24 protein-coding genes are annotated in these 22,404 nt (G+C 57.2%); 3 read left to right on the top strand and 21 right to left on the bottom strand.

Going from position 1 to position 22,404, the window contains the following annotated elements; genetic code table 11:
* Positions 1 to 7 precede the first annotated feature (7 nt).
* The 4 genes from WKI41_RS16130 to WKI41_RS16115 all read right to left on the bottom strand — a co-directional run bounded on the left by WKI41_RS16130 (position 8) and on the right by WKI41_RS16115 (position 6,355).
* Complete coding sequence (locus WKI41_RS16130) at positions 8 to 1,183, bottom strand: ABC transporter permease (protein ID WP_340194506.1); 1,176 nt, start codon at positions 1,181 to 1,183, stop codon at positions 8 to 10.
* A gap of 9 nt (positions 1,184 to 1,192) precedes the next feature.
* Complete coding sequence (locus tag WKI41_RS16125) at positions 1,193 to 2,179, bottom strand: ABC transporter permease (RefSeq protein WP_340194505.1); 987 nt, start codon at positions 2,177 to 2,179, stop codon at positions 1,193 to 1,195.
* Positions 2,180 to 2,207: 28 nt separating this feature from the next.
* Complete coding sequence (locus tag WKI41_RS16120; protein ID WP_340194504.1) at positions 2,208 to 4,322, bottom strand: family 10 glycosylhydrolase; 2,115 nt, start codon at positions 4,320 to 4,322, stop codon at positions 2,208 to 2,210.
* Positions 4,323 to 4,426: 104 nt separating this feature from the next.
* The gene (locus WKI41_RS16115) at positions 4,427 to 6,355 is read right to left on the bottom strand and encodes an ABC transporter substrate-binding protein (RefSeq protein WP_340194558.1); all 1,929 of its coding nucleotides are present in this window, start codon (positions 6,353 to 6,355) and stop codon (positions 4,427 to 4,429) included.
* A gap of 195 nt (positions 6,356 to 6,550) precedes the next feature.
* Between WKI41_RS16115 and WKI41_RS16110 the strand changes: the two genes are divergently transcribed.
* A complete protein-coding gene (locus WKI41_RS16110) occupies positions 6,551 to 7,582 on the top strand; it encodes a LacI family DNA-binding transcriptional regulator (protein WP_340194503.1) in 1,032 nt (343 codons plus the stop codon).
* Between the two features lie 284 nt (positions 7,583 to 7,866).
* Here the strand turns inward: WKI41_RS16110 and WKI41_RS16105 are convergent, their stop codons facing one another.
* From WKI41_RS16105 to WKI41_RS16075, 7 genes are all read right to left on the bottom strand, one after another.
* On the bottom strand, positions 7,867 to 8,271 hold the full coding sequence (locus WKI41_RS16105; protein ID WP_340194502.1) for a RidA family protein: 405 nt from the start codon (positions 8,269 to 8,271) through the stop codon (positions 7,867 to 7,869).
* Positions 8,272 to 8,383: 112 nt separating this feature from the next.
* A complete protein-coding gene (locus WKI41_RS16100; protein ID WP_034499637.1) occupies positions 8,384 to 9,031 on the bottom strand; it encodes a LysE family translocator in 648 nt (215 codons plus the stop codon).
* A gap of 385 nt (positions 9,032 to 9,416) precedes the next feature.
* Positions 9,417 to 10,175 (bottom strand): alpha/beta fold hydrolase, encoded by a 759-nt coding sequence (locus WKI41_RS16095; RefSeq protein ID WP_340194501.1) that lies wholly within the window; start codon positions 10,173 to 10,175, stop codon positions 9,417 to 9,419.
* 109 nt (positions 10,176 to 10,284) lie between these two features.
* A complete protein-coding gene (locus WKI41_RS16090) occupies positions 10,285 to 11,019 on the bottom strand; it encodes a L,D-transpeptidase (RefSeq protein WP_425341056.1) in 735 nt (244 codons plus the stop codon).
* The gene (locus tag WKI41_RS16085; RefSeq protein ID WP_340194500.1) at positions 11,016 to 11,546 is read right to left on the bottom strand and encodes a VOC family protein; all 531 of its coding nucleotides are present in this window, start codon (positions 11,544 to 11,546) and stop codon (positions 11,016 to 11,018) included. Before WKI41_RS16085 ends, WKI41_RS16090 begins: the two co-directional genes overlap by 4 nt.
* A 65-nt stretch (positions 11,547 to 11,611) precedes the next feature.
* On the bottom strand, positions 11,612 to 12,460 hold the full coding sequence (locus WKI41_RS16080; protein WP_340194499.1) for an alpha/beta fold hydrolase: 849 nt from the start codon (positions 12,458 to 12,460) through the stop codon (positions 11,612 to 11,614).
* Between the two features lie 47 nt (positions 12,461 to 12,507).
* A complete protein-coding gene (locus tag WKI41_RS16075) occupies positions 12,508 to 13,332 on the bottom strand; it encodes an oxidoreductase (protein WP_340194498.1) in 825 nt (274 codons plus the stop codon).
* A gap of 108 nt (positions 13,333 to 13,440) precedes the next feature.
* On the opposite strand from WKI41_RS16075, the gene WKI41_RS16070 reads away from it, so the two are divergent.
* Positions 13,441 to 14,304 (top strand): LysR family transcriptional regulator, encoded by an 864-nt coding sequence (locus WKI41_RS16070; RefSeq protein ID WP_340194497.1) that lies wholly within the window; start codon positions 13,441 to 13,443, stop codon positions 14,302 to 14,304.
* 67 nt (positions 14,305 to 14,371) lie between these two features.
* Here the strand turns inward: WKI41_RS16070 and WKI41_RS16065 are convergent, their stop codons facing one another.
* The 8 genes from WKI41_RS16065 to WKI41_RS16030 form a co-directional block, all read right to left on the bottom strand.
* Entirely contained in the window at positions 14,372 to 14,668 is a 297-nt protein-coding gene (locus tag WKI41_RS16065; RefSeq protein ID WP_340194496.1) for a chorismate mutase, read from the bottom strand.
* Positions 14,669 to 14,709: 41 nt separating this feature from the next.
* Entirely contained in the window at positions 14,710 to 15,294 is a 585-nt protein-coding gene (locus WKI41_RS16060) for a DUF308 domain-containing protein (RefSeq protein WP_340194495.1), read from the bottom strand.
* Positions 15,295 to 15,343: 49 nt separating this feature from the next.
* A complete protein-coding gene (locus WKI41_RS16055; RefSeq protein ID WP_340194494.1) occupies positions 15,344 to 15,673 on the bottom strand; it encodes a hypothetical protein in 330 nt (109 codons plus the stop codon).
* A 33-nt stretch (positions 15,674 to 15,706) separates the two neighbouring features.
* Positions 15,707 to 16,483, bottom strand: a complete 777-nt coding sequence (locus WKI41_RS16050) for a molybdopterin-binding protein (RefSeq protein WP_340194493.1) — start codon at positions 16,481 to 16,483, stop codon at positions 15,707 to 15,709.
* The gene (locus tag WKI41_RS16045; protein WP_340194492.1) at positions 16,480 to 17,334 is read right to left on the bottom strand and encodes a cytochrome b/b6 domain-containing protein; all 855 of its coding nucleotides are present in this window, start codon (positions 17,332 to 17,334) and stop codon (positions 16,480 to 16,482) included. The genes WKI41_RS16050 and WKI41_RS16045 overlap by 4 nt, the downstream gene beginning before the upstream one ends.
* 108 nt (positions 17,335 to 17,442) lie before the next feature.
* On the bottom strand, positions 17,443 to 18,069 hold the full coding sequence (locus tag WKI41_RS16040) for a hypothetical protein (protein WP_340194491.1): 627 nt from the start codon (positions 18,067 to 18,069) through the stop codon (positions 17,443 to 17,445).
* A 67-nt stretch (positions 18,070 to 18,136) separates the two neighbouring features.
* Complete coding sequence (locus WKI41_RS16035; RefSeq protein ID WP_020808320.1) at positions 18,137 to 18,727, bottom strand: TetR/AcrR family transcriptional regulator; 591 nt, start codon at positions 18,725 to 18,727, stop codon at positions 18,137 to 18,139.
* Between the two features lie 55 nt (positions 18,728 to 18,782).
* Positions 18,783 to 19,610, bottom strand: coding sequence for an oxidoreductase (locus WKI41_RS16030; protein ID WP_340194490.1), 828 nt, complete (start codon positions 19,608 to 19,610; stop codon positions 18,783 to 18,785).
* A gap of 93 nt (positions 19,611 to 19,703) precedes the next feature.
* Here WKI41_RS16030 and WKI41_RS16025 point away from each other — a divergent pair, with 93 nt between their 5' ends.
* The gene (locus tag WKI41_RS16025; RefSeq protein ID WP_087747385.1) at positions 19,704 to 20,615 is read left to right on the top strand and encodes an AraC family transcriptional regulator; all 912 of its coding nucleotides are present in this window, start codon (positions 19,704 to 19,706) and stop codon (positions 20,613 to 20,615) included.
* A 51-nt stretch (positions 20,616 to 20,666) separates the two neighbouring features.
* Here WKI41_RS16025 and WKI41_RS16020 read toward each other — a convergent pair whose 3' ends face one another.
* Positions 20,667 to 21,356, bottom strand: coding sequence for an aspartate/glutamate racemase family protein (locus WKI41_RS16020; protein WP_022557128.1), 690 nt, complete (start codon positions 21,354 to 21,356; stop codon positions 20,667 to 20,669).
* 266 nt (positions 21,357 to 21,622) lie between these two features.
* On the bottom strand, positions 21,623 to 22,378 hold the full coding sequence (locus tag WKI41_RS16015; protein WP_013637163.1) for an SDR family oxidoreductase: 756 nt from the start codon (positions 22,376 to 22,378) through the stop codon (positions 21,623 to 21,625).
* Between the last annotated feature and the right edge of the window lie 26 nt (positions 22,379 to 22,404).

Raw genomic sequence — 22,404 nt, 5'->3', positions numbered from 1 at the left:
CGTCCTCTCAGCTGTCGTAGGGATCGGCTGCATCGCGCAGACCATCGCCGAAGAAATTGAAGGACAGCACAGCCAGGACTACTGCCAGACTCGGCCAGATCAGGAGCCATGGGGCGGTGGCAACCGTGCGCACGTTCTGTGCGTCCTGCAACAACACACCCCAGCTGACGACCGGCGGTTTCAATCCTACACCGAGAAACGACAGCGAGGTTTCCGCTACGATCATGGTGGGAATGGCAAGCGTCACCACCGCCAGAATATGGCTGGTCAGCGAGGGCAGGATGTGGCGGAATATGATCCGCCGTTCCCCGGCGCCGTCCAACCGTGCAGCCGTCACGAAGTCATCGCCGCGCAGTGCGAAGAAGCGTCCCCGCACCTCGCGCGCTAAACCCGTCCAACTCAGCAGCGAAACGATCAGCGTCACGACAAAGTAGACCGATAGCGGCGACCAGTTGAGGGGAATGGCGGCGGCCAGCCCCAGCCATAGCGGAATGGTCGGCATGGCGCTGACGATCTCGATGATGCGTTGAATGAGGGTGTCCACCCAACCACCGTAATAGCCAGACACCGCGCCCATCACGACGCCAAGCGTCAGAGAAATGGCAACGCCGACAAGGCCGATGGACATTGAGACACGGGTTCCATAGATCAGGCGGCTCATGAGATCTCGTCCCAGTCGATCAGAACCCAGCAGGTACATCGGGTCGCGGGCGTCCAGCGGTCCGACCAGACGTGTTTCCATGGGAATGATTCCCCACAGCTTGTAAGGCGCGCCTTTGACGAAAAATCCGATGGGAATGATTTTAGTTTCGTCGACGACGAAGCTACGGCGAAGAGCTTTCGGCTCTATCTCGATCTTGTAGCCCTTCACATGCGGCAGAAATTGCGAGCCACCATCGGCAGCCGGTGCGAACAGGGCAATGCGCTGAGGCGGTGCAAAGGTGTATTGCGGGCGCGACGTATTCGGCAGGCCTGGTGCCAGAAATTCGGCAAAGGCTCCGATGAAATAGAGCAACAGAATGATGCCTGCGGCAAAGGCAGCGACCTTGTGACGGAAAAAGCGCTGACGGATAAGCGTCCATTGCCCTGCGGCTTCCAGGCTTGCCACCTTGCGCCCAGACTTCAGCGGGCTGATGGCAGGGCCGGTTTCCAGCGCCACGGTTGTGTTCTGGTTGATCGACATGGCCACCCCTCAATTAAACCGTATGCGGGGGTCGAGCACCGCAAGCAATATGTCTGATATCAGCATGCCCACCAGTGTCAGCACGCCCATCAGGAGAATGAAACTCCCGGCCAGATACATGTCCTGACCGACCAGCGCCCGCAACAGAAGCGGTCCAGCCGTTGGAAGGTTGAGCACGATGGCGGTGATGGTAACGCCGGAAACGAGGTCGGGCAGCACCCAGCCGATCGAACTCACGAAAGGGTTGAGAGCGATGCGCACGGGGTATTTCACGATGACCTTGCGCTCGGGCAAACCCTTGGCACGGGCCGTGATGACATAGGGCTTGCTCAATTCGTCCGACAGGTTTGCCCGCAGGATTCTGATCATGGCGGCAGTGCCCGACATGGCGATGACGATCACCGGTATCCACATATGGCTGAGCATGTCCTGGAATTTTGCGATGCTCCACGGCGCATCGACGAAGGCGGGGGAAAATATCCCGCCAACGCTTTGCCCTAGAAACCGGTAGCTCGCATACATCAGCGTCAGTGCCATGATGAAGTTTGGAACGGCCAGCCCGATGAAGCCGAGGAGCGTAAAGGCGTGGTCGCCGAAAGAATGACGCCTGACCGCGGAATAGATCCCGATTGGGAGCGATATCGCCCAGACCAGCAGAAGACTTGCCAGCGAAATCAGCAGCGTCGAACCCATCCGGTCCCAGATCAGGGTCGATACGGGCTGGTTCCACTCGAAGGAATATCCGAAATCGCCCCGGGTCAATATTCCGGTGATCCAAACGAAATACTGGACATAGACAGGTTGATCGAGACCGTATTGCGCGCGCAGGCGCGTAATCGTCGCCTCGTCCAAATTTTGCCCACCATCGGCCATGGTGGAAAGAAGCGAGGTCAGATAATCGCCGGGTGGCAATTGAATGATCATGAATGCGATCAAGGACATGCCGAACAGGGTCGGTATCATGTAAAGAACGCGCTTCGCCACATATGTCAGCATGGGTTCCTCCCGCTACACGCTATCCGGCTTAGGATTGCCAGGTCAGATGAACCGTCTCTAGGTCCCGGATGGAGGGCACGATAATTTCTGCACGGTTGCCAACGATCTTGCAGGGCGCTTCCTCGTTTTTCACCAGCAATTTCACCGCGGCAGACGTGCGGCCCTTCGGCAGTTCGATCGATAGCGTCTGTTCGCCGATCGGGTAGACCTCCCGCAAGGGCCCCTTCATCATCATCGGATTGGTAAGGTTGACGAGGAAGATCGCCATGGCATCTTCTTTTTCATAAACGGCGATGTCGATGATGCCCTTTCCGTCGACAGTCACACGATGGTCTTGAGCAAGAGCCCAGTTCACAGCGTTTGCGATCAGCCTGCCGTGATCGGGTGCAAGCACTTTCCAGAAGATCTCACCAATATTCCATGGAATGTACACCACGCGACCTCCATGGCCCGTCTCACGCGCAACCACGGCAGCACCGCTCGGCGCTTCACGTGGATAGACTTCCTCCATGGGCAGGTCTGGAAAATCGGGAACGTAGAGGAACGGCGTTTCTGCATCCGATTTGGCATCGAGTGCAATCATGTGAGTGCCGCCAATGATGCGTGCGGCCCCCTCGTAGCCTTCGTTTAACGGGTGTGGATCGGACAGCGCGATATAGGTGTTCTTCACCGGCCCGCGAGGTGCGGAAGCCAGCGAGGCACCGAAGACATTCGACAGGCCGAAATCATCGCGCCGCTTGCCGACTTCATTATAAAGTGAGGTTTCATGCGCCGCCACGACCGAGCCGCCGCGTCGCACATACTGCTCGATGGCCGCGCATTGATCGTCAGACAGATAGGTAGCATTGGCCAGAATGATGAGCTTGAACCGATCCAGCGCATCCGGGGTCATGACCTGATCGGAAAGAAATTCGAACGGAATGCGTGCTTCCACCAACGCATGATAAAAGCCGAGATCATTATGTTCGGCAATATGGCGCTGCTCCGGTGCCCAGTGCCGCAGCGTCGTTGACGGATCGATGATGGCGATTTCGGCGGTTGGCTGCATGCCCTCCAGATGCGGCTCGATGTCTGCATGGAGATTGAAGGCTTCCGCAACGGGCCGCACCCAGCGGTCGTCGGGAACGCAGGCATTGAATTTGGTGAACCACGGGAAAAGACCCTGCGCCATGCCATCGTGAATCCAGAGCTTGATTTCCTCGCCGCTCTGGACGGAATCCTTCCATCGGTATTCTTCTTCGGGGCCGATGGAGGTGATGAGGCCAACGGGCCGGTCACGGAACGTTCCACGAATGCGCTTACCGTTACGCCCGGCAGACCAACCGACTTCCACGCCTTGGCGCGCCTGATGGTCGACGAACAGGATCGGGCAATGTTTCTGGATAAGCGAAAGGTCGAATTCCATCAGCGACGACCCGCTCATATTCGGGATGAAGCTGGCATGGGGGCGGATGGATTTGACCGTCTCGTCCCAATAGACCACGAGTTCGGTGAGAATGCGTCTGCGCCATGCGGCCCAGGCCTGCCACGCCGGATCGGTCGCATCCGGTTTCAACGGCAGATCAAAGCCTGTTTCCTGCTTGAAGCGTTTGCGATTGTCTTCGCTGTAGGACACACCATGCCCCTGCCAGCGGTTGGCGAACACGGCATCGATGTCATATTTGGTCACGACTTCGCGAATGACATCCGTTGTGAAGTCGCGATTATAGCTTCCCAGTGCATCGGTGACGTAAATGCCGGGAAATGCCCAATGCTCACGCGGGCTTCCATCCGCATTGATCGCCACCCATTCGGGATGGGTCTTTGCCGCATCCGCATGGATCGCGTGCGGGTCGACACGCGCCATGACGTGCATTCCCAACTTGCGCGCGCCTTCGACAATAGTACCGAACGGATCGGTATCGCCAATGAAGCTCGATACATAGTGAAGGGGGATTTCGCTCGGATAATAGGCGATATAGCCGCCAGCCGAAAGGCAGACCGCATTCGACTTGGTGCGCTTGAAAACATCGATCCAGAATTCGGGGTTATATTTTGCCGGGTCGTCCTCCGCAAAGGTCAATTGCGTCCAGCGGGTGGCGGATTTGAACCATTCCGGAGAGCGAACGGCAGCTTCGGATATGGCGTTTGGTCGATGCAACATGTGGTCTCCAATGACAATAGGATGCCGTCGCGCCCATCAGGCGCGCTTGAAACACTTCGATGTACCCATCCCGGTTCAGTTGGTGCCGGGACGAGACGGTGGGATTAGGCCTTGAAAAAGGTTTCCGGGTTGGCGGGGCCGGGCGTCGGATATCCCCACGAATTCGGCATGGATTTGGGGACGTTCTGCATATCGTTTTTAACCACGCCGTAGCTGTCACTGGGCAGGCATACGCCGAAGACGTAAAACTGGTCGGCAGCGATCTCCAGTATTTGCGCCATCAGCTTTCGCTGCACCTCCGGGTCCGGCGAGCCCAGCACAAGGTCATAATGCGCCAATGCATCCTTGACCGGCTGCGGCGGCTCGACCGCACCCTTGGAGGCAGGATCGCGATACCACAGTTGCCATCCCTTGGCGTACAGAGCCTCGGTCGTGTTGGGAATGAAATAGCGCGGGTCGAGAATGGCCGCGATGCCGCCATTGCCGCCGAAGCGGTGTGCCGTCGCGTCATAGTCGATGCCTTGACGCACCCGCACCTCCCACAGCGAACGGTCCATACTTCGCATCTGCACGTCGACGCCAACGGCATGAAACATGGGCAATGCTAGCTGAAAGATGTCGAGGAATGTGGTTCGGGCCTGATCGATCTCGAATATGACCGTCACCCGCTTGCCGTTTTCATCCTGCCGGAAGCCCTCCCCATCTTTGTTGGGAAGGATTTTGTCGAGCAGGGCATTGGCTGCATCGGGATCGTACTGGGTAAATTGCGTGGCCAGACGTTCGTTGTAAAGGGGGTCTTCCGCTCGCACGGCAGGTTGTGAGATCGTTCCCTGGCCGATGAACACCGTGTCGATAATCGCCTGCCGGTCCAGCGCCATCGATAGCGCCGCCCTGAAATCTTTGTTGCCGTAAAGCTTGCGCTTGGCTTCATCTGGATGGTTGAGGTTGAGCTGGAACACCATCTCGTTGGTTTCTGTCGATGTCAGTGTATACAGGCCAAACTGGCCCTGTTCCTGCGAATCGTAAAGCACGGCCCGATTGGCTGGCGTGGCGATATACTGATCCATCAGATCAATTTCGCCCTGCATCGCCTTCAACAGCAAGACCTGCGCATCGGCAACCATTTGGTAGACAATGCGATCGATGTAAGGCAGTTGATTTCCATCAGTATCGACCTTCCAATAGAACGGGTTGCGCTCGGCAATGGCGCGGTCGGTGCTTTGTCCCGGTGCGACCGCCATCTTCCAGGCATGGATGACGGGGCGCTGCGAATTCTGGAAAAATTCGTTGTCCACCACGAGGCCCGCTTCGCGTTGGAACAGCTGAATCCAGCCCGACGCGCCCTTGGTCTTGGCTTCCTGTTCAGCATTTGGGTTGTACTTGATGTGGAACTGCTTGAGATAGTGTTTCGGCGCGCGGGTCGTCTGGTCATCATTGGCCCATGCCAGCCGAAGTGGAAACAGTCCGTTGGGTGCTGCGAAGATTACCTTAAACGTCACATCGTCCACGGCTTCGAAGCGGGCCTTTTTTCCGCCTGCCCGCAAATGGTTCTGGCCGATATCGTTGAGGCCCTCGTAATCGAAGATGTCCTCGTACCAGAACATGATGTCTTCCGTAGTGAAGGGTTCGCCGTCCGACCACTTCATACCCTTGCGCAGCCTGAAGGTGAATTCGGTAGCATCCGCATTGCTCTCGTAATGCTCTGCGACATTTGGTGCGACGCCCGACCAGTCCGGCATATATCGCAACAGAGGTTCATAGGCCTGATAGCGGAACAGCATCGACAGGGACCCGCCACCGACGATCGCGCTGTTCCAGTCACCGCCGTGTGTTCCCACGCGGTCAAGCGGTGTGACGACCAGCGGGTTGATTGGCAGGCGGTTTGCAACGGCTGGCAGCTTGCCGTCCTTGACAATGGCGTCCAGCATAGCGGGTTCTTTAACGGTGCTCGTTTGCGCAAAGGCTTGCAGAGCGGGCATTATGACGGCAGCAGTACTCGCAGCGAGAAACGAGCGGCGATTGAATCCTTGCATTTGTTTTCTCCTCCAGTCACGCATCGCAGAATTGCCTCTCCTCCTCAGGATAGATCCCGCGATTCCTCGGACGGCTGCGATGCCAAAAAATAGCTTGCATGCCCGAATATGTTTAGCTTGTATTATGTGGTTTGTTAGGTAAAGCGTTATGTTGAATTTATTTCCAGACTTAGGTTCATGGTGGGAGGATGCGTTATGCGCAAAGTGACATTGCAGGACATTGCCGATCACACCGGCCTGTCAAAATTTGCCATATCATGCTCACTTTCAGGAAAAGCCGGGGTTAGTGAGGCAACGCGCAAACGCGTCGAGGACGCTGCCGCAATGTTGGGCTACCAGCGCCCGAAGCCCGCCGACGAGCAACGTGAAATCACTCTGATCTTTCACGATCAAGTCGATAGCGTGAGCTACGAGTTGCGGACGATGCTACAGGACGGCATGCAGAAGGAGGCGCATCGACTGGGTCAAGCCGTACGATTGCAGTGGACGCATGACGCCGACAGGGTCGAGGCGATGGTGGAGGATAGCGCGGGCATCATCCTTGTTGGGCCGCATGAACAAAAGACGCTGGAGATTGTAAAAGCGTCCGGCGTACCTTCGGTTCGACTGGGGTGGGTGTTTCCACTTGAACAAGCCGATCATGTCGGCGGAACGGACCACGAAGCAGGCATAGCGGTCGGCGAGTACTTGTTTGCGCTCGGGCATCGCGACATCGCCTTCGTGCAGGGCAAGGAAGGCTATCGCGGCCGTATGGAACGATATCACGGTTTACGCGAAAGTTTAGAGCAAAATGCCGATGCGAGACTGCATGTCCTGCGCTTTGACGAAGATGGAGGTTTTATCCCTGCTCTACAAGCTCTTCACACTGCCGGAAACGCACCCACAGCCTTGTTCTGTGCTCACGATGGGCTGGCGCTCACCGCTGTTTCCGAGCTTCTGGCACGGGGCTACCGCATACCAGACGATATGTCTGTTGTCGGTTTCGGTGACTTTTCCGCCGCGACCCAAATATCTCCGCCCCTGACGACCATCAGGGTACAAGGTGTGGAGATGGGCGCTACAGCGATGCGCCTACTGCTGGAACGTATAGAAACGAAAGGGCAGGCGGTCGTCGCAAAACGCATTCTTATCGCATCGACCTTTATCGTGCGACGCTCATCGGGGCCTGCGCCTAACAATCCGAAATTGTTGACCCCTTCGAGCAATGAAAACATCTCTAGCTCTTGAACGGATACCAACTCGCGATCTGCTCATCAGACCTCTAAGTGACTGAGACTTCGACTACTAAGCGTATGCGGATCGGTGGTGCGGCGTACCGGAGCTTATGGAACCGCTAATTCCAGCCGACCAAGGAATATTATGGAGAGAATACAAACCTGTCGCAGCCGCGGCATTCGCGATACAAACCGCGGCTGGTCGTCCACCAGCTGCGTCGTTTTGTTATGTCTTCTACACCAGCTGTCCGGTCGAATTTGAGCACTTTTCGACTTCGGCGGGGATCAACTGCCGCTCTATTCCAACGGGTGCAAAGGTATAGCTGCCACAACTTTGATTTCCACAAGAAGACCGGGATGGGCAAGTTCAGAGACGCCAATGCAAGTCCACGCGCATGTTCCGCGGGGGAAAATACGGTCCTTTACCTTGCGAAAGGTATGTATGTGCTGCTGCAATCCGACATGATACGTAGTCATTTCGACAACATCTTCGAAGCTGCAACCTGCCGCTGACAAAACGGTAGCTAAGTTGTCCCAACACGCCTCGAATTGCTTCTCTGGGTCGTTGATAACATTCATGTTGGTATCACGTCCAACCTGCCCCGCGCAGAAAACCAGGTTTTCGAAGCGTACTGCAGGGGCATAGCCTGCCCGCTCCACAATGGGCTTCATTGCCAGCGGCACGATAATTTTGCGATTCACAAATGATCCTTTCTTCGTCCGCATAGGCCGAGCCAAATTAGCTAAGTGAATGCACTGATGCGATGGGGTCGTTGTATTGAAGGCGCGTTAGCCCCGGATTAGGTTGAGACGATCAGGCAGGGCTCTTTGCCAATAACAAGCGACCGCCTAGCAAAATCAAAGCCGCCCCGGAAACTGTTTTGATCCTTCTGGCGATGTGCGGGCGATTGAGGAAACCGGTGACGCTGCCGATAAGGAGGACAACTACGCCGTAAAAACCTACAGCGATCAGAGCATGTGTGAGTGCAAGCGCGGCGCCATTTGCAAGCACCTCCTGTTGGTGGCCCTCCAAGAATTGGGGGAAGACCGCAACGTAAAAGATCGCCGGTTTGGGATTGAGGAAATTGCTGAGATATCCGCGAACGAAGGCTTTCGGAGCTGTCAGGCTCATTGGAACCCGGCTTGGATTTATGACAGATGCATCCAGACCGCGCAGCGACAAGAGAGATTTGATCCCCAGCCAGATGAGATAGGCTGCACCCAACAGTTTCATGACTGTGAACAAGATTGCCGACGCTGCGATCACTGCCCCCACTCCAACAAGTGCCAACGTGGCATGAGAAACGATGGCTGCGGCGAACCCGAATACCATCCCGAAACCGGTGAGCTTCGTGTTGCTCGGCGAATTGGCTAGGAGCAAAGCCAGGTTGGGTCCCGGTGTCACCACGATCATGGTAACGATAGAGATAAATATGAGGTATTGATGCAGAGGGATGGACATGGCAACGACCTTGCGGTTTGGGCACAATTAGAGCGTACTGCATCCGACCGTTTTCCGGCCTGAATCATACGAAGGAGTTCGAGTCGAGACGGAGTTATCGGGTACAGTGCTCCCGGGCAACAGATATGCAGAGCACCGTTTCAACGAGGTTGAGAAGTTGAGCCATCCTACATTCGTAAGGAGTGCGCTCCTGCTGTACCTTCCATGGCGATCTGCATTGAAGGCCCGCGACGACACCAGGCTTCGAAGCTCGATGTTGGATCGCGGGGACCCTCTGATGACAACGTTTATCCGATGCAGCGATCACATCACTAGCAAGGCACGAGTCCAAACTCGCAAAACGCCGCAGCTTGTGAATTTGCAGAGTTACCGCGGTCCTTTTCTGTCAGTCGACAGCTTCCGCGGCCTCCTCGATCACCTTTGCAACTGCAGCTGCCTGCGTTATATAAATGGCGTGGCTGCCCTCTACCTCTGTCACCCTTGATCCGGCGCGCTTGTACATCCGGCGCTCCAGTTCGGGGTTGATGGTCTTATCGTTCTTGGCGACAATCCCATAGCTGGGCTTATCGTGCCAAGCGGCAATAGACACGGGTGCACTGGTGGCCGCGATGGCGACAGGCATCTGAGACCGGGCCATAAACTCGCCCTTTTCCTTGGGCAGATCCGCCCCGAAATCAGCTGCGAACTTTGCCGGGTCGATAAGCAGGAAGCCATCCTTTGTCGGCTTGATATCGTTGGTGGGTGACGGCATCGATTGGAGCAGTTGTGCGGTGCTCTCGCCCTTTTCTGGCTGCAGTGCCGCAACATAGACTAGTGCCTTGACCTTGGGATCATCACCTGCTGCCGTGATGATCGTGCCCCCATAGCTGTGGCCGACGAGAACGACGTCGCCGTCCTGCTGATCAAGCACGCTCTTCGTGGCTGCAACGTCCTGATCCAGGCTTGTCAGTGGCTGCTGGACGATGCTGACATGATAGCCGTCGCGGGTCAGGATGTCATAAACGCCGCGCCAGCCCGAACCATCCACGAGCGCGCCATGCACAAGCACGATGTTGCGCGCGTCCGCTAAGGCTGGGGCTGTTGGGGCAGCGGAAGACAAAAGCGCGGCAATGAGGCCAGCGGCCGCTTTACTGAAGTTCGACATGGTCGGTTGTTCCTTGAGCTTTGTGCGTGAAATAACTGAGGCTTTGAAATCGCCTGAAGGACATGTCTCGCCCCCTATCCGAAGGAGAGACGAACGTGATCGCTTGCGCTTACTGCTTGACGACAATTGGAGCCTTAATCGGCACGCGTTCATAGAGGTCGATAATGTCCTGGTTGAGCAGGCGCACACATCCGGAAGAAACTGCCTTGCCAATCGAGCGCCATTGCGGATTGCCGTGCAGACGATAGAGTGTGTCGTGGCCACCGGAGAAGATGTACAGCGCTCGAGCACCCAGCGGATTTTTCAGGCCCGGCTCCATGCCGCCATTTTCGATCGAATATTTGGCCAATTCCGGCTGGCGGGCGACCATCTCGTTCGGCGGCTTCCAACGCGGCCATTTCTGACGCCACTGAATGATGCCGTTGCCCTGCCAGGCAAAGCCATCGCGCCCGATCCCGACACCATAGCGCATCGCGGTCCCGCCCGGCTGGACGAGATAGAGGAAGCGGGAGGGGGTGTCGACGACGATCGTGCCGGGCGCCTCGCCAGTCGGGTCGAGGACCTGCTGGCGATAGTAGCGCGGATCGATCTGCTTGTAGGGGACCGCCGGGATTAGAAAGCCGCCATCCTCGGTAGGACCGTACATGACAGCCAGTTCGGCATCTGTCGGCGCACGAGCGATGTGGACAGAGCCGATCGGTTCCTGGAGAGGCGTCGACTGTCGCCCCACCATCCGGCCCGTGCCGGGGGTGGAGACGCACCCTGCCAGGGCCGAGGCCGCAGCCATCGCCGAAAGCGACAGGAGGCTGCGGCGGGATAACGAGGTATCAAAGCTCACGCTCATTCCTCGTCCTGCCATCTGCGTAGATCCGTCTGGTCATGATAGGCCATGCGATCAGGCGTGGTGATAAACTCAATCATCGTGCCCCACGGCGTTCGGCAATAGCAGACCTTGTTACCAAAACCTTTTTCCGTTGCGTAGGGAATAGCCCGTGGTGCCGTGAGGGCTGTTCCGCCAGCCTTTTCAAACCGTGCTACCGATGCGTCGATGTCGTCGGTGTAGACACCAAAATGTGTGATGCCGAAGTCGCTCGGTGTAACCGGTTGCGCTTGTTTGGGGCCGTGCATTTCGAAGAGCTCGATGTCAGGCCCGGTTCCGATCTTGATCATCGCCTGCGCACGCACGACCGTTCCAGGGTAAGAACCAGTGGCCCGCTCGAATTCAGGTCCCTGCCTGGCCGGATCCTGCGGCCCGAACGATTGGTAGATCACTTGGCCGCCAAGAGCTTCCACCAGGAACGATTTTGCTGCCTCGATGTCGGGCACTGTGATGCCGATGTGATTGACGCCGCGAATTTGAGGTGCAGTCATGACAGTTTACCTTTCTTGTTGAATCGATGAACGCGATCGGGCTCCATTTGGCTGGATCGCAGAGTTCACTTGGCCTTGAGGAAATCGATGAGAGCAGCGGCCACTTCATCCGGGCGCTCGTCCGCCACATAGTGACTGCAGCGGGCAATCGAGCCGCCAGTTACATCTGTGGCGAACTCCCTGAGCATCGCGACCATATGAGCACCGAAACGCTGCTCGCCGCCGAGACCTAAAACCGGAATCCGGAGCGGTTGTTTTTTGTATTCAAGCGCGGCCGCATGGTCGGCGGTCAGTGTGCGGTACCATTCCATGCCACCGCGCGTGCGACCAGGAAGTGCCATTGCTTTCGCATAAATGTCGATATCTTCAGGATTAAAGGTGCTGTGATCGTAAAACCGCTCCGCCATGAAGGTCGAAACATAGTCATGTTCGCGGCCATAAATCAGGCGTTCCGGCAGATCCCGATTAGCATGGAACGCGAAGTGCCAGATCTTCGCCGTCGTCGCCTCCCACTGGCTCCAGCCAGGAAGCGGAACATCGAGGACGGCAAGGTGAGTAACAGCCTCCCGATAGATGGCGGCCTGTGGAAGCGCCACCATTCCCCCGATGTCATGGCCGCATACGGCATAACGTTCATGACCAAGCGCAATCATGACCTCGTGCGCGTCGCGCGCCATCGTCGCCTTATCGTAGCCGTCAAGCGGGCAGTCGGAAAAACCCGCACCGCGCAGATCAATCGCCACCACGCTAAAATGTTCGGCCAGCAGCGGCATGACGTGGTGCCATTCCCACCAGGTTTCCGGCCAGCCGTGGAGCAGAAGGATCGGGAGCCCAGAGCCGCCCGTGACGGCATTGATCTTGATGCCGTTCACCGGCACCAATTGCTGGGTAAACCCTTTCAATGTTGGGATCATGATGATTTTCCAATCGATGTGACGTTCAAGCAGAGCTAACCACCAGCTCAGGGCTGATCGAAATCGGTAGCAATCGAGATATCGCGCCAGGTGTCGATATCACGGCGAAACGAAGCCAGCTTTCGCTCAGCGATCGAATGCGCGGCCGGACCGAGCGGTAGATGAAGCGGAGCGTCATCCGCATCGACTGCCTGCAGTATCACCGCGATCGCCTTATCGGGATCGCCCGCCTGATTGCCGTCGTTGGTTTCCCGATAGTGCCTGCGCGAACTCGCGGCGTATTCGGGCATCTCCTTGGCCGCCATCGTGATCGAACGTCCAAGGAAGTCGGTCCGAAATGGCCCAGGCTCGACGATCAGCACGCGGATGCCGAACGGTTTCAGCTCACCGGCGAGCGCCTCGGAAACCCCTTCAACCGCAAACTTGGCTGCATTGTAGTATGCTGCCCCGCCGCTGCCCGCGATCCCTGCGCCGGACGACATGTTGACGATCGTTCCTCCCGAGCGCCGCAGGACTGGCAAGGCTGCTCTGGTGGTTTCGATAAGACCGAAAACGTTCACCTCGAACATCGGTCGATACTCTTCGGGCGTGCCTTCTTCGAGCGCTCCAAACAGTCCGTAGCCGGCATTGTTCACGAGGACGTCAAAGCCGCCGAATGTCTCGACCGCCTCTGCGACTGCAGCTTTGGCTGCCGCTACATCCGTCACATCGAGCGGCAAAGTGATCATGCGACCGCCGAATGGCCGAGCCATTTCTTCGATCGTTTTGACATTGCGGGCCGTTGCGACGACCTGATCGCCCCGCTGTGCCGCAGCGATCGCGAGCCGTTGTCCGAAGCCGCTCGAGCAGCCTGTGATGAACCATGTTTTCATGACGTTTCTCCGCTTGCTTTCAGAAGATGACTTGAATCTATATGTTTGTATTTGTACTTGAAGTGACAGTTTTGTATTTCCATCGTTCACTTTTGTAGGGGAATAGCCGTGGATTGGAGTGACGTAAAAATCTTCCTTGCGATTGCGAGATCGGGCACGCTCGGCGGCGCTGCGCGTGCTCTTCATACAAGCCATCCCACCGTCGGCAGACGGCTGCGTGCCCTCGAGGATGCCATCGGCCACACGCTCTTCCAGCGGACCGCTGACGGTCTCGTGCTTACCGAAGAGGGCCATGGGATCATCGCCTTGGCAGAGCAGATGGAAGAAGGCGCGCTGGCCATGGAGCGCCGGCTCGCCGGGCAGGAACAAAACCTCAAAGGCAATCTGCGCATTTCATCGGCAGACTGGTTCGGGGCCTATGTCCTGCCTCCCATCCTGGCAGATTTCTCGAAAGCCTATCCCAATGTAGACGTCGAGATCCTGACCGGCACTCGCCTGTTCAACCTCGCCCAGAGGGAGGCCGACGTTGCCTTTCGCATCGTTCAGTTCGACACTGCCGATGTTATTCAACGGCGGCTCTTTAGGCTCGAATACGGCGTCTACATCGCCGAGGAGTCGCCCGACCCTAAATTCGGCGACGGGACTGGTTTCCGTCTGATCACCCACGACACTTCAACAGGGCAATTCCCCGACATAGCCTGGCTCTCCGAGATTTTTCCGAACGCGCGACCCGTGCTGCGATCAAACAACCGAAACGTCCAGGGGCGAATGTGCAGGCAGGGTGTTGGGATCGCAGTCCTGCCCCGCGCAGTGGGCAACCAAATCCCGGGTATCCGCAGACTTGAACTACCCAAGCTCCCGCCCGCGCGAGACATCTGGATGGGATATCATCGGGACCTGCGACGTCTTCAGCGTCTTCGGGCGTTTATCTCGACCGTCTCGGACCACATCACAAATGCCCCTGCATGGTAAGCCGCGCGAAGAAGATCGATTTTCCCCGCCGATCCACGGCCGCGGTAGGACAGCCGCGACAGACAATTTACTTGCTGGCCGCAATCTCTCTGTGCCGCTCCGCCACAGCGCCCACGATCATTGTCATCAGCCCTTCGACGAAGTGGCGACTGAGGCCAACCTCATTGGCGATACTCATCACTCGATCCAATTGGCGTCGCTCTCGCTCATTATCGATCGCCGGCAAAGCCTGTTCGGCTTTCAGGTGGCCGACATGCTCGGTACAGCGAAAGCGTTCGGCCAGAATATAGAGAACGGCTGAATCCAGATTGTCGATGGTTCTCCGGTAGGAAGCGAGTTGCTGTGCCACATCATCTGTCATCATTTGAATATCTTCCAAGCGGTTTCATTAGCGGGACGTAGCGCTTATGCGATGGGGCGCATACTGCGACGCGACAGCGCGATCGTGAGCCAAATTGCCGAAACCAGGAAGTAGAATGCTCCGACGCCAGCGTAGCCCGCAACCGTGGCGATAGAAGGCTCCTGAGGCATTTGCGCCTGAAAGATGAAGAGAGCACCGGCCACAGAGGATTGGCCACCGCTCAGAACCATCGCCCATTGACCTCCACTCGTTCTCCAACGCCGCACGGCAGTTCCAAGCTGCAACAGCCCGGAAAAGATCGCCCATAGACCGAAGGCGCCGAGAACCCAGTTCATGTTCATTGTCAACGCCAGGATCACGGCTATCGTCATAACCGAGCTCGCTGCGACGTTGATCGCTTGGCTCCGGTTGGCGGCAAGACCACCGCTCCTTGCGGCATCGATGACGTTCGCGATTGCATCCCAAGCGGGATAGATGATCAGCAGTGCGGCAGCCACCGCAAAGGAATGCCGTCCGGCAGTCAATGCAGCCGCGACCCACAGCACTGAGAAGGCGGCTCTGGTGAAGTAATACTGCTTGAGCCATTGCTCGTTGGCGCTCGCGCCAAGGGAAGTCTGATTATTTGCCATTGCTCTGTTCCACTTTCTTGAATGATGCGATTTGGTAAAATGACACTGGTCAGAAGAAGCCGACCTGTTTTCCAAATGCGGTATTCTCGGCCCACTCAAATCGACCAATTCGGTCGCTTTCGCCCGAGAGTTTTGCAGCTGGCTTCTCTAAGAGCTCGACGTTCTGCGCGCCCTCGTCCGCCGGATTCGCTAAATCAGTGTCCGGATCGCTCTGCAAGCGCATGCGCTTCTCGAATGCCTCGTTGATCTCCCCCTGCCGCTTTGCGACCCATCGACCGTCGGGATCCGAGAAGATCGAGTTGGTTTGTCCAACCGCAACCGGTGGCGAAGAAGCGGTCGCGGAGATGGGCATTACTTTTTGAACTTGGCGTCTGCTCATGAACTGTAATCCTGTGGTTGCTTTGTCATTGCTTCAAATGCCTGCGTACCATTCGTAGCCGCGGTCTTCCCAATAGCCGCCGTTCCCACCCCACAAGCCGGCGAAGCTGTCGACCAGTTCAATCCGCATGATGTATTTTGCCTGTTTGTAACCCAGCTGCCGCTCGACCCTGAGACGTAAGGGCGCGCCATGACCGACGCTAAGGTTCTCACCGTTCATCTGGTAGGCGAGGATGGTTTGCGGATGAACCGCGTCGATGAGATCGATGCTCTCATAATAGCGACCGCTGCCATCGAGCGTCTTTTCGAGTTCGTCGGCACAATGCAGCACGACATACCGTGCCGTTGGCTTGAGCCCAGTCAAACCCAACAGGCTGGCAAGCGGAACGCCAGTCCATTTGCCGATGGCACTCCAGCCTTCCACGCAATCATGGCGCGTGATCTGGGTGCGGGAGGGAAGCGCCTTCAGATCAGCGAGAGAGAATTCTCGAGGTCGATCGACAAGACCGTCGATCTTCAGCCGCCAGCTTGCAAACTCGCCTTCCCGCAGTTCAACATATTCCTCACTGTCAGGAGCACTCGTTCCATTGACGCGAAAGGATGGCGAGATATCCTTCTCATCGAACTCGCGTGCCAAGGCATTACGCCCCTGAAGCAGCCTCTGGGCCTTCATGGTCAGTTCCTCGGCCGACCGAAGGACATTGGCGATGTCCGCGTTCTGGTCCAGCAGGTCACACCCGGAAAGGGTCAGGGCACTGGCGCCGAGCGTGCCGCCGATGAGAAAGCGGCGTCGGGTGAAAAGCTTGCTCATGATTTCGGGCCTTTCTCCTGGATCGCATAGCGTCCGGTGATCATCGAGCGGATGTTGTTCCAGGTCCCGGACAGGACCACCATTGCCACATGCACGACAACGAAGATGACAAGCGCCGACGCTGTGATGAAGTGGATGGTGCGCGCGGACTGACGTCCGCCAAAAATCTCGATCAAGGCGGGCAGAGCGGCATCGACGCCCGGTGACATGGTCAGGCCTGTCAAAACCATCAGAGGCAGGAGGACGACAATAACGGTGAGATAGGTGAGCTTTTGAAGCGCGTTGTAGTGCCTGGCCTCCTCCCCTTCTGGAAAGCGGAGCCGAGCGTGGTCGAGGATTTCGCGGCCGAGGTGGCGCGGCGAGATCTCATGGGGCTTTGGCGCCAGGTCTTTGCGGAAATGTCCGCTGAGCACGCTGAAGCCGAGATAGACAATGCCGTTGATCACAAGCAGCCAAGCGAAAAAGAAATGCCAGCGACGTCCAGCCGCCAGATCCTGATATGACGGGATTGTCGCCCAGGACGGGAAGGCTCGCGCAGTCTGCTCGCCATCAAAATTGGAAACGCCGAGCACGCCAGTTGTCGGAATTTGTACTCCCGCGACACGCAAGAAGCCGCTTGGGGTGTCTGCATCGTCGTCGGAGCCGATCTTCAGAACGGCGGGGTCACCGTTTGCGCCGTAATGACCCCAATAAAGCTCCGGGTGGGCATTGAAGATCTGCAACCCGCTCAAAAGAAGGAAGCTTAGGCAAAGCACGTTCAGCCAGTGCGTAAGTCTGGTTACAGCGGAGTGACGGCGGATGAAGATCGTCCGAGGATATTGAAGATTGTCATTGGAAGCGTTTGCGCTCATCTCAACGTCTTTCATCTGTGGCATTTTACGGCTGAAGATCAAGCAGCGTCGATCTGTAGTCGCTGGCCGAAGCAGTAAGGCGGTTGCTCCGGCCAGTGACGGCGTGGCTCACATGGGTGGAACCACACCATTCTTGCCGACGACCACCTGATGGGCGATCGGGCCGGTTGCAGCCTTTTCGGCGGTGATAAAGACAACGGCGCCGGGAACGACATCATCCTTGGTGGCTCCAGCGATTGTCACGACAGCTGTCCCATCCGGGATGGCGATCTTCTTTTCCTTGCCATGATAGGTAACGGTGACAGTCCGGCCATCGACGCCCTTAACGGCATCCGCGACCGTCGCATTGGTCATGCTGCTGTCGGGCTTCAGATCCCAGCCGTAGCTGCCTTCGCCAAGGCCTTTCATTGCCGGCGGGAAAATGACGACCTCAAGCGCTCCATCGCCCCCGTCGGCCTTTGGCAAGGATGCGATTCCCACGAAATCGCCCGGCTTTATGTCGGTGACCTTGGCATCCGCGACGCCCGCCACCTTCCAGTCGTTGGCAAGCGCCACATCGATTGTCTCGCCTTCGCGCGTCTTCACTTTGAGCGTTGAACCCTGGTAGTCGACGATGCTGCCGCGGACATGGATCGGCGCGGCTTTCTTATCTTCGGCAGATGCGGGTGTCGAAAGGACTGTTACCGAAAGGATGCTGGTCAGCCCGAGGGCCAGAGCGGGGAATACATTTTTCACTTTGATCTTCCTACTAGTTGGTAGTTTCGTTGGACGCGATTGGCCTGAGTAGGCTAGCTACGCAGGATTAGTGAGAAACCGTCGGCGTGAGACGATTGAGGGCAGGTTCGAGTATCATTGAGAACACTTCCGGCTTCCCATTGGCTCTCGCCGAAAGCATTGCCCCGTAGACGGTTGCCAGAAATGTTTCGGCTTCGACATGCGGCGCACTGGTAAGACTCAGCTCGCCCTGCTTGGAACCTCGCTCCATGACCGAAGCCAGCCACGAGGAGATGAAGCGAAAAAAGTTCGTTACCTCGGTTGCGACCTCCGTGGGGAGGGATGGCAGTTCACTGGCAAGCATAGCACAGACACAGTAGGGTCTGCTGGCATCCTCAATGCACGCAGCCCAGTGGTTAGCATAAGCCTTGAGGATGTCCAGAGCATTCGGAACCTTCTGCTCAAGGATTGCCACGCTTGCCTGGCCATCCTCTCGATAACGCTTGACCAGCTCACGCACCAGATCGACCTTGCTGGGAAAATGATGATGGATGCTGGCCTTGCGGATACCGACAATCTCCGAGATATCGGCGTAGCTGAAGCCATTGTAGCCGCCGCTTATCAGAAGGTGTCGGGTGGACGCCAGAATGTCGTCCGAGGTGGTCGAAAGATTGCTCATGCAGCTTGTCTACCTTCTAGTAGGCAGATCGTCAATAGCAAATTTTGGGTTTGCGCTAGCCGTCTGTGGAAACAGTCACGCTCTTCCAAGCTTCGATTTCCTGGGTCAGGCGTTCGACCCGCGCCGTTACATGTCTAAGCGCATCGCTGCCAAGGAGAAGTTGCGGCGGGGGATTTTCAGATTCGATGAGGGTCAGCACCGCGTCGGCGAGCTTTTTCGGATTTCCGAGCTGCTTGCCGCTCACTGCCTGACGCGCCTCGCGGATCGGATCGAACAGGGTATCATAGTCAGCAATGGAACGCTCTGTGCGGACCATAGAACGGCCTGCCCAGTCCGTCCGGAACGAGCCGGGGCAAAGGGTTGTTACGTGCACACCAAACGGCGCCATTTCCGACCGCATGACCTCTGAAATACCCTGCAACGCGAACTTGCTGCCGCAGTAATAGGCGATGCCGGGCATGGTGATCATGCCTCCCATCGACGTGACGTTGACGATAAAGCCGCTTCGGCGCTCACGGAACCTCGGGAGGAACGCCTTGGCGACTGCAACGGCGCCAAACACATTCACGTCGAACTGGCGGCGCATCTCCTCGATCGGCGATTCCTCAAGCACACCCTCGTGCCCATATCCGGCATTGTTGATCAGCACATCGACTGGGCCGTGCTCTTCCTCCGCTCGCTGCACCGCGACCGGAATACGATCAAAATCGGTGACGTCGCAGAGGACCGGGCGCAGTTCCGGGAGGGTCTTTGCCAGCGCTTCGCGCGAGGCTTCGGAGCGGATGGTCCCGATGACGGTATGACCGGCTTCGATTGCAGCAGTGGCGATCGCCAGCCCAAAACCCGAGTTCGCCCCTGTTATGAAAAACGTTTTGCTCGACATTTCTGAAACTCCTTGATTACCCGTTGATGTGACAGATAATCTGGAGACAACGCGGGTTCGATTGCGAATCCTCTTAAATTTTGGCCAATTCCTATGAACTATAAAATGCCGCCCTCTACACATGACCAGTCTGCCGCCTTGGCCGGACAACTCGCTCCTCGTCTTGGCTACAACCAGACCGGGCTCAGTTGTGTCCGTATCCTACGCACGGAAGCAGTGCTGTACGACATTCCGGTTCTTTATAAGCCGGGCGCCGTGTTCGTATTGCAGGGGAGCAAACACGGAATTCTGGACGGGGAAATCTACCTCTATGACGAGCACCACTATCTTGCCGTTTCGGTGCCCGTTCCGTTTAGGATGACATCTACAGCCAGTCCACGGCGGCCACTGCTCGCGGTCTATTTAGAGTTCGACATGCAGATGGCGGCCGAGATCGCCACGCAGCTTGAAAAGCTCGCGGGTCCTGCAAGCGTCAAACCAAAAGGGCTCTTCTCGAGTAGGATGGACAGCACTATCGAAGACGTCCTGCTGCGCTTGCTGACGGTGCTCGGCAGTCCGGTTGAGGTCGCCGTCCTTGGCGGCTCCATCCTGCGTGAGTTGCATTACCGGGTCATGTCAGGGCCGCAAGGCGGCGCAGTGATCGCCGCCCTGCAGCGGAAAGGGACGTCGGGAAAACTGATCGAGAGCCTGGCATGGCTGCGCAAAAACTACGGCTCTGAAATCACCGTCGCGGACCTTGCCAGAGCGGTGGGCATGAGCGTTCCTTCATACCATGTCCATTTCAAGGAGCTGACAGGCTCAAGTCCGATGCAATACGTGAAGGCGATGCGGCTCCATGAAGCGAGACTGATGATCGCCCGCCAGACGGCGACAATTGCAGAGGTGGCGGCGTCAGTGGGCTATGTCAGCCCGGCGCAATTCAGCCGCGACTTCAGACGGCATTTCGGGCGTACCGCATCGGAAGAAGCGAAGTGGGTCAGGCATCACCTGGGCGAACAGGTTTGACCATTGCCCCTCACCGTTATGACGATCGATCGACCGTCAGAACACAACATGTCATTGTAAAGCGGTTTGAAGGGCGGCTTTGCAATGAATGAGGGTCGTGTCGAAGACGGGAACGCCTACGTTATCCTGGTTTAACAGCATACCCACCTCGGTACAGCCGAGGATAAGACAGTCGCAGCCTTTGTCGACCAGACGCTGCGCAATCCGTTCATAGGTCAAGCGGCTCTCCTCGCGAACGATGTCGCGGCACAGCTCTTCATAGATAATACGATGGGTTTCTGTTCGATCATCAGCTTCAGGGATAGTTGGCGACAGCCCCTGAGCGATGAGGCGGTCGGTGTAGAAGGTCTGCTCCATGGTGAAGGCCGTTGCCATCAAACCCGGTCTCCGGAAACCGCGGTCGAGGATAGCGGTTGCAGTCGCGTCCGCAATGTGCACGAACGGGATCGACACCCTGCCCACGATCTTGTCCGCCACCTTGTGCATGGTATTCGTCGCCAGAATGAGGAGGTCGGCACCTCCGCGCTGCAGCGCGATAGCATGTTCATTGAGGATTCGGCCCGCCGCGTCCCAATCGGAGGATGCCTGCAACTTTTCGATTTCGTCGAAGTCGACAGACCGTATGAGAAGCTCGGGAGAATGGAGTCCTCCCAGGCTCTCGCGGGTAAGCCTGCAGAGTTCTCGGTAATAAATCTGGGTTGACGTCGCGGACATTCCGCCAAGTATGCCGATGGTCTTCAAATTCTTCTCCATGTTCATACGTTAGGTCTGTTACCGCTCAACGGGCGCTTGAGCAGAAACCAGGCTACCCATATTTGCTATTTTGCTACGATCGCAACGCAGGAAAACCACCAACGGAGTGGAGAAATTCCTGGATGATGGCCACCGCCCGCTTCGCCAAATTTACGCGCACAGTGCAGCGGAGGGAACTCCGCAGCCCATTCGCGCTTAAATTCCGCATTATCACCTACAGGACAGAGCGGCGAGGCACCGCCTCGTATCAATGCTCAGGCACTGATGCCGCCATCGACGAGAATGCCTGAGCCGGTGATGTAGGCTGCACCGGGACCCGCGAGAAAGGCGACGGCCTCTGCGACTTCACTGGCTTTACCGTATCGAGCAATCGAGAGGTTTGGCAGGATAGCGGCTGCGAGCGCGCCATCGGCAGGGTTCATGTCAGTATCAATCGGACCTGGTCGAACCAGATTGACAGTAATTTCCCGAGAGCCCAGCTCACGTGCGAGACCGCGCGTGAAGCTTTCCAGCGCAGACTTGGTCGCGGCATAGACCGCGATCCCCGCGAACGGCACAGCCAGACCCGCGTTGCTGCCGGTACTGATGATGCGACCTCCGTTGGGAATATATTTCAGCGCTGCCTGGGTGATCAGAAAGACACCGCGAACATTGACGTTCAGCTGCAGATCAATCTCCTCAAGTGGCTGCGTGGAAAAATCACTTGCGAAAAGGACGCCGGCATTATTGACCAGAATATCAAGGCTGCCGAGGCGGGCGACGGTCTGCTCGACAGTGGACCTTGCCGCTTCTGTACGCGCGGCATCGGCATGGATGGCGATCGCTTTGCGACCCATGGCGCGGATCTCAGCAACGAGGGCTTCCGCTTTCTCGACCGACTTCTCATAGGTGATCGCAACGTCGGCACCGTCCTCGGCCAGTTTCAGCGCAATTGCCGCACCGATACCGCGTGCCGCACCGGTGACCAGCGCGCACTTGCCGGCAAGAGGTAGTGTGGAGATGTTGTTCATAGAGATTACCTCTGAATGTTTCTGTT

The organism is Agrobacterium larrymoorei, assembly GCF_037722385.1.
Classification (GTDB): Bacteria; Pseudomonadota; Alphaproteobacteria; order Rhizobiales; family Rhizobiaceae; genus Agrobacterium; species Agrobacterium larrymoorei_C.
This window is presented reverse-complemented; position numbering and strand designations above follow the sequence as displayed.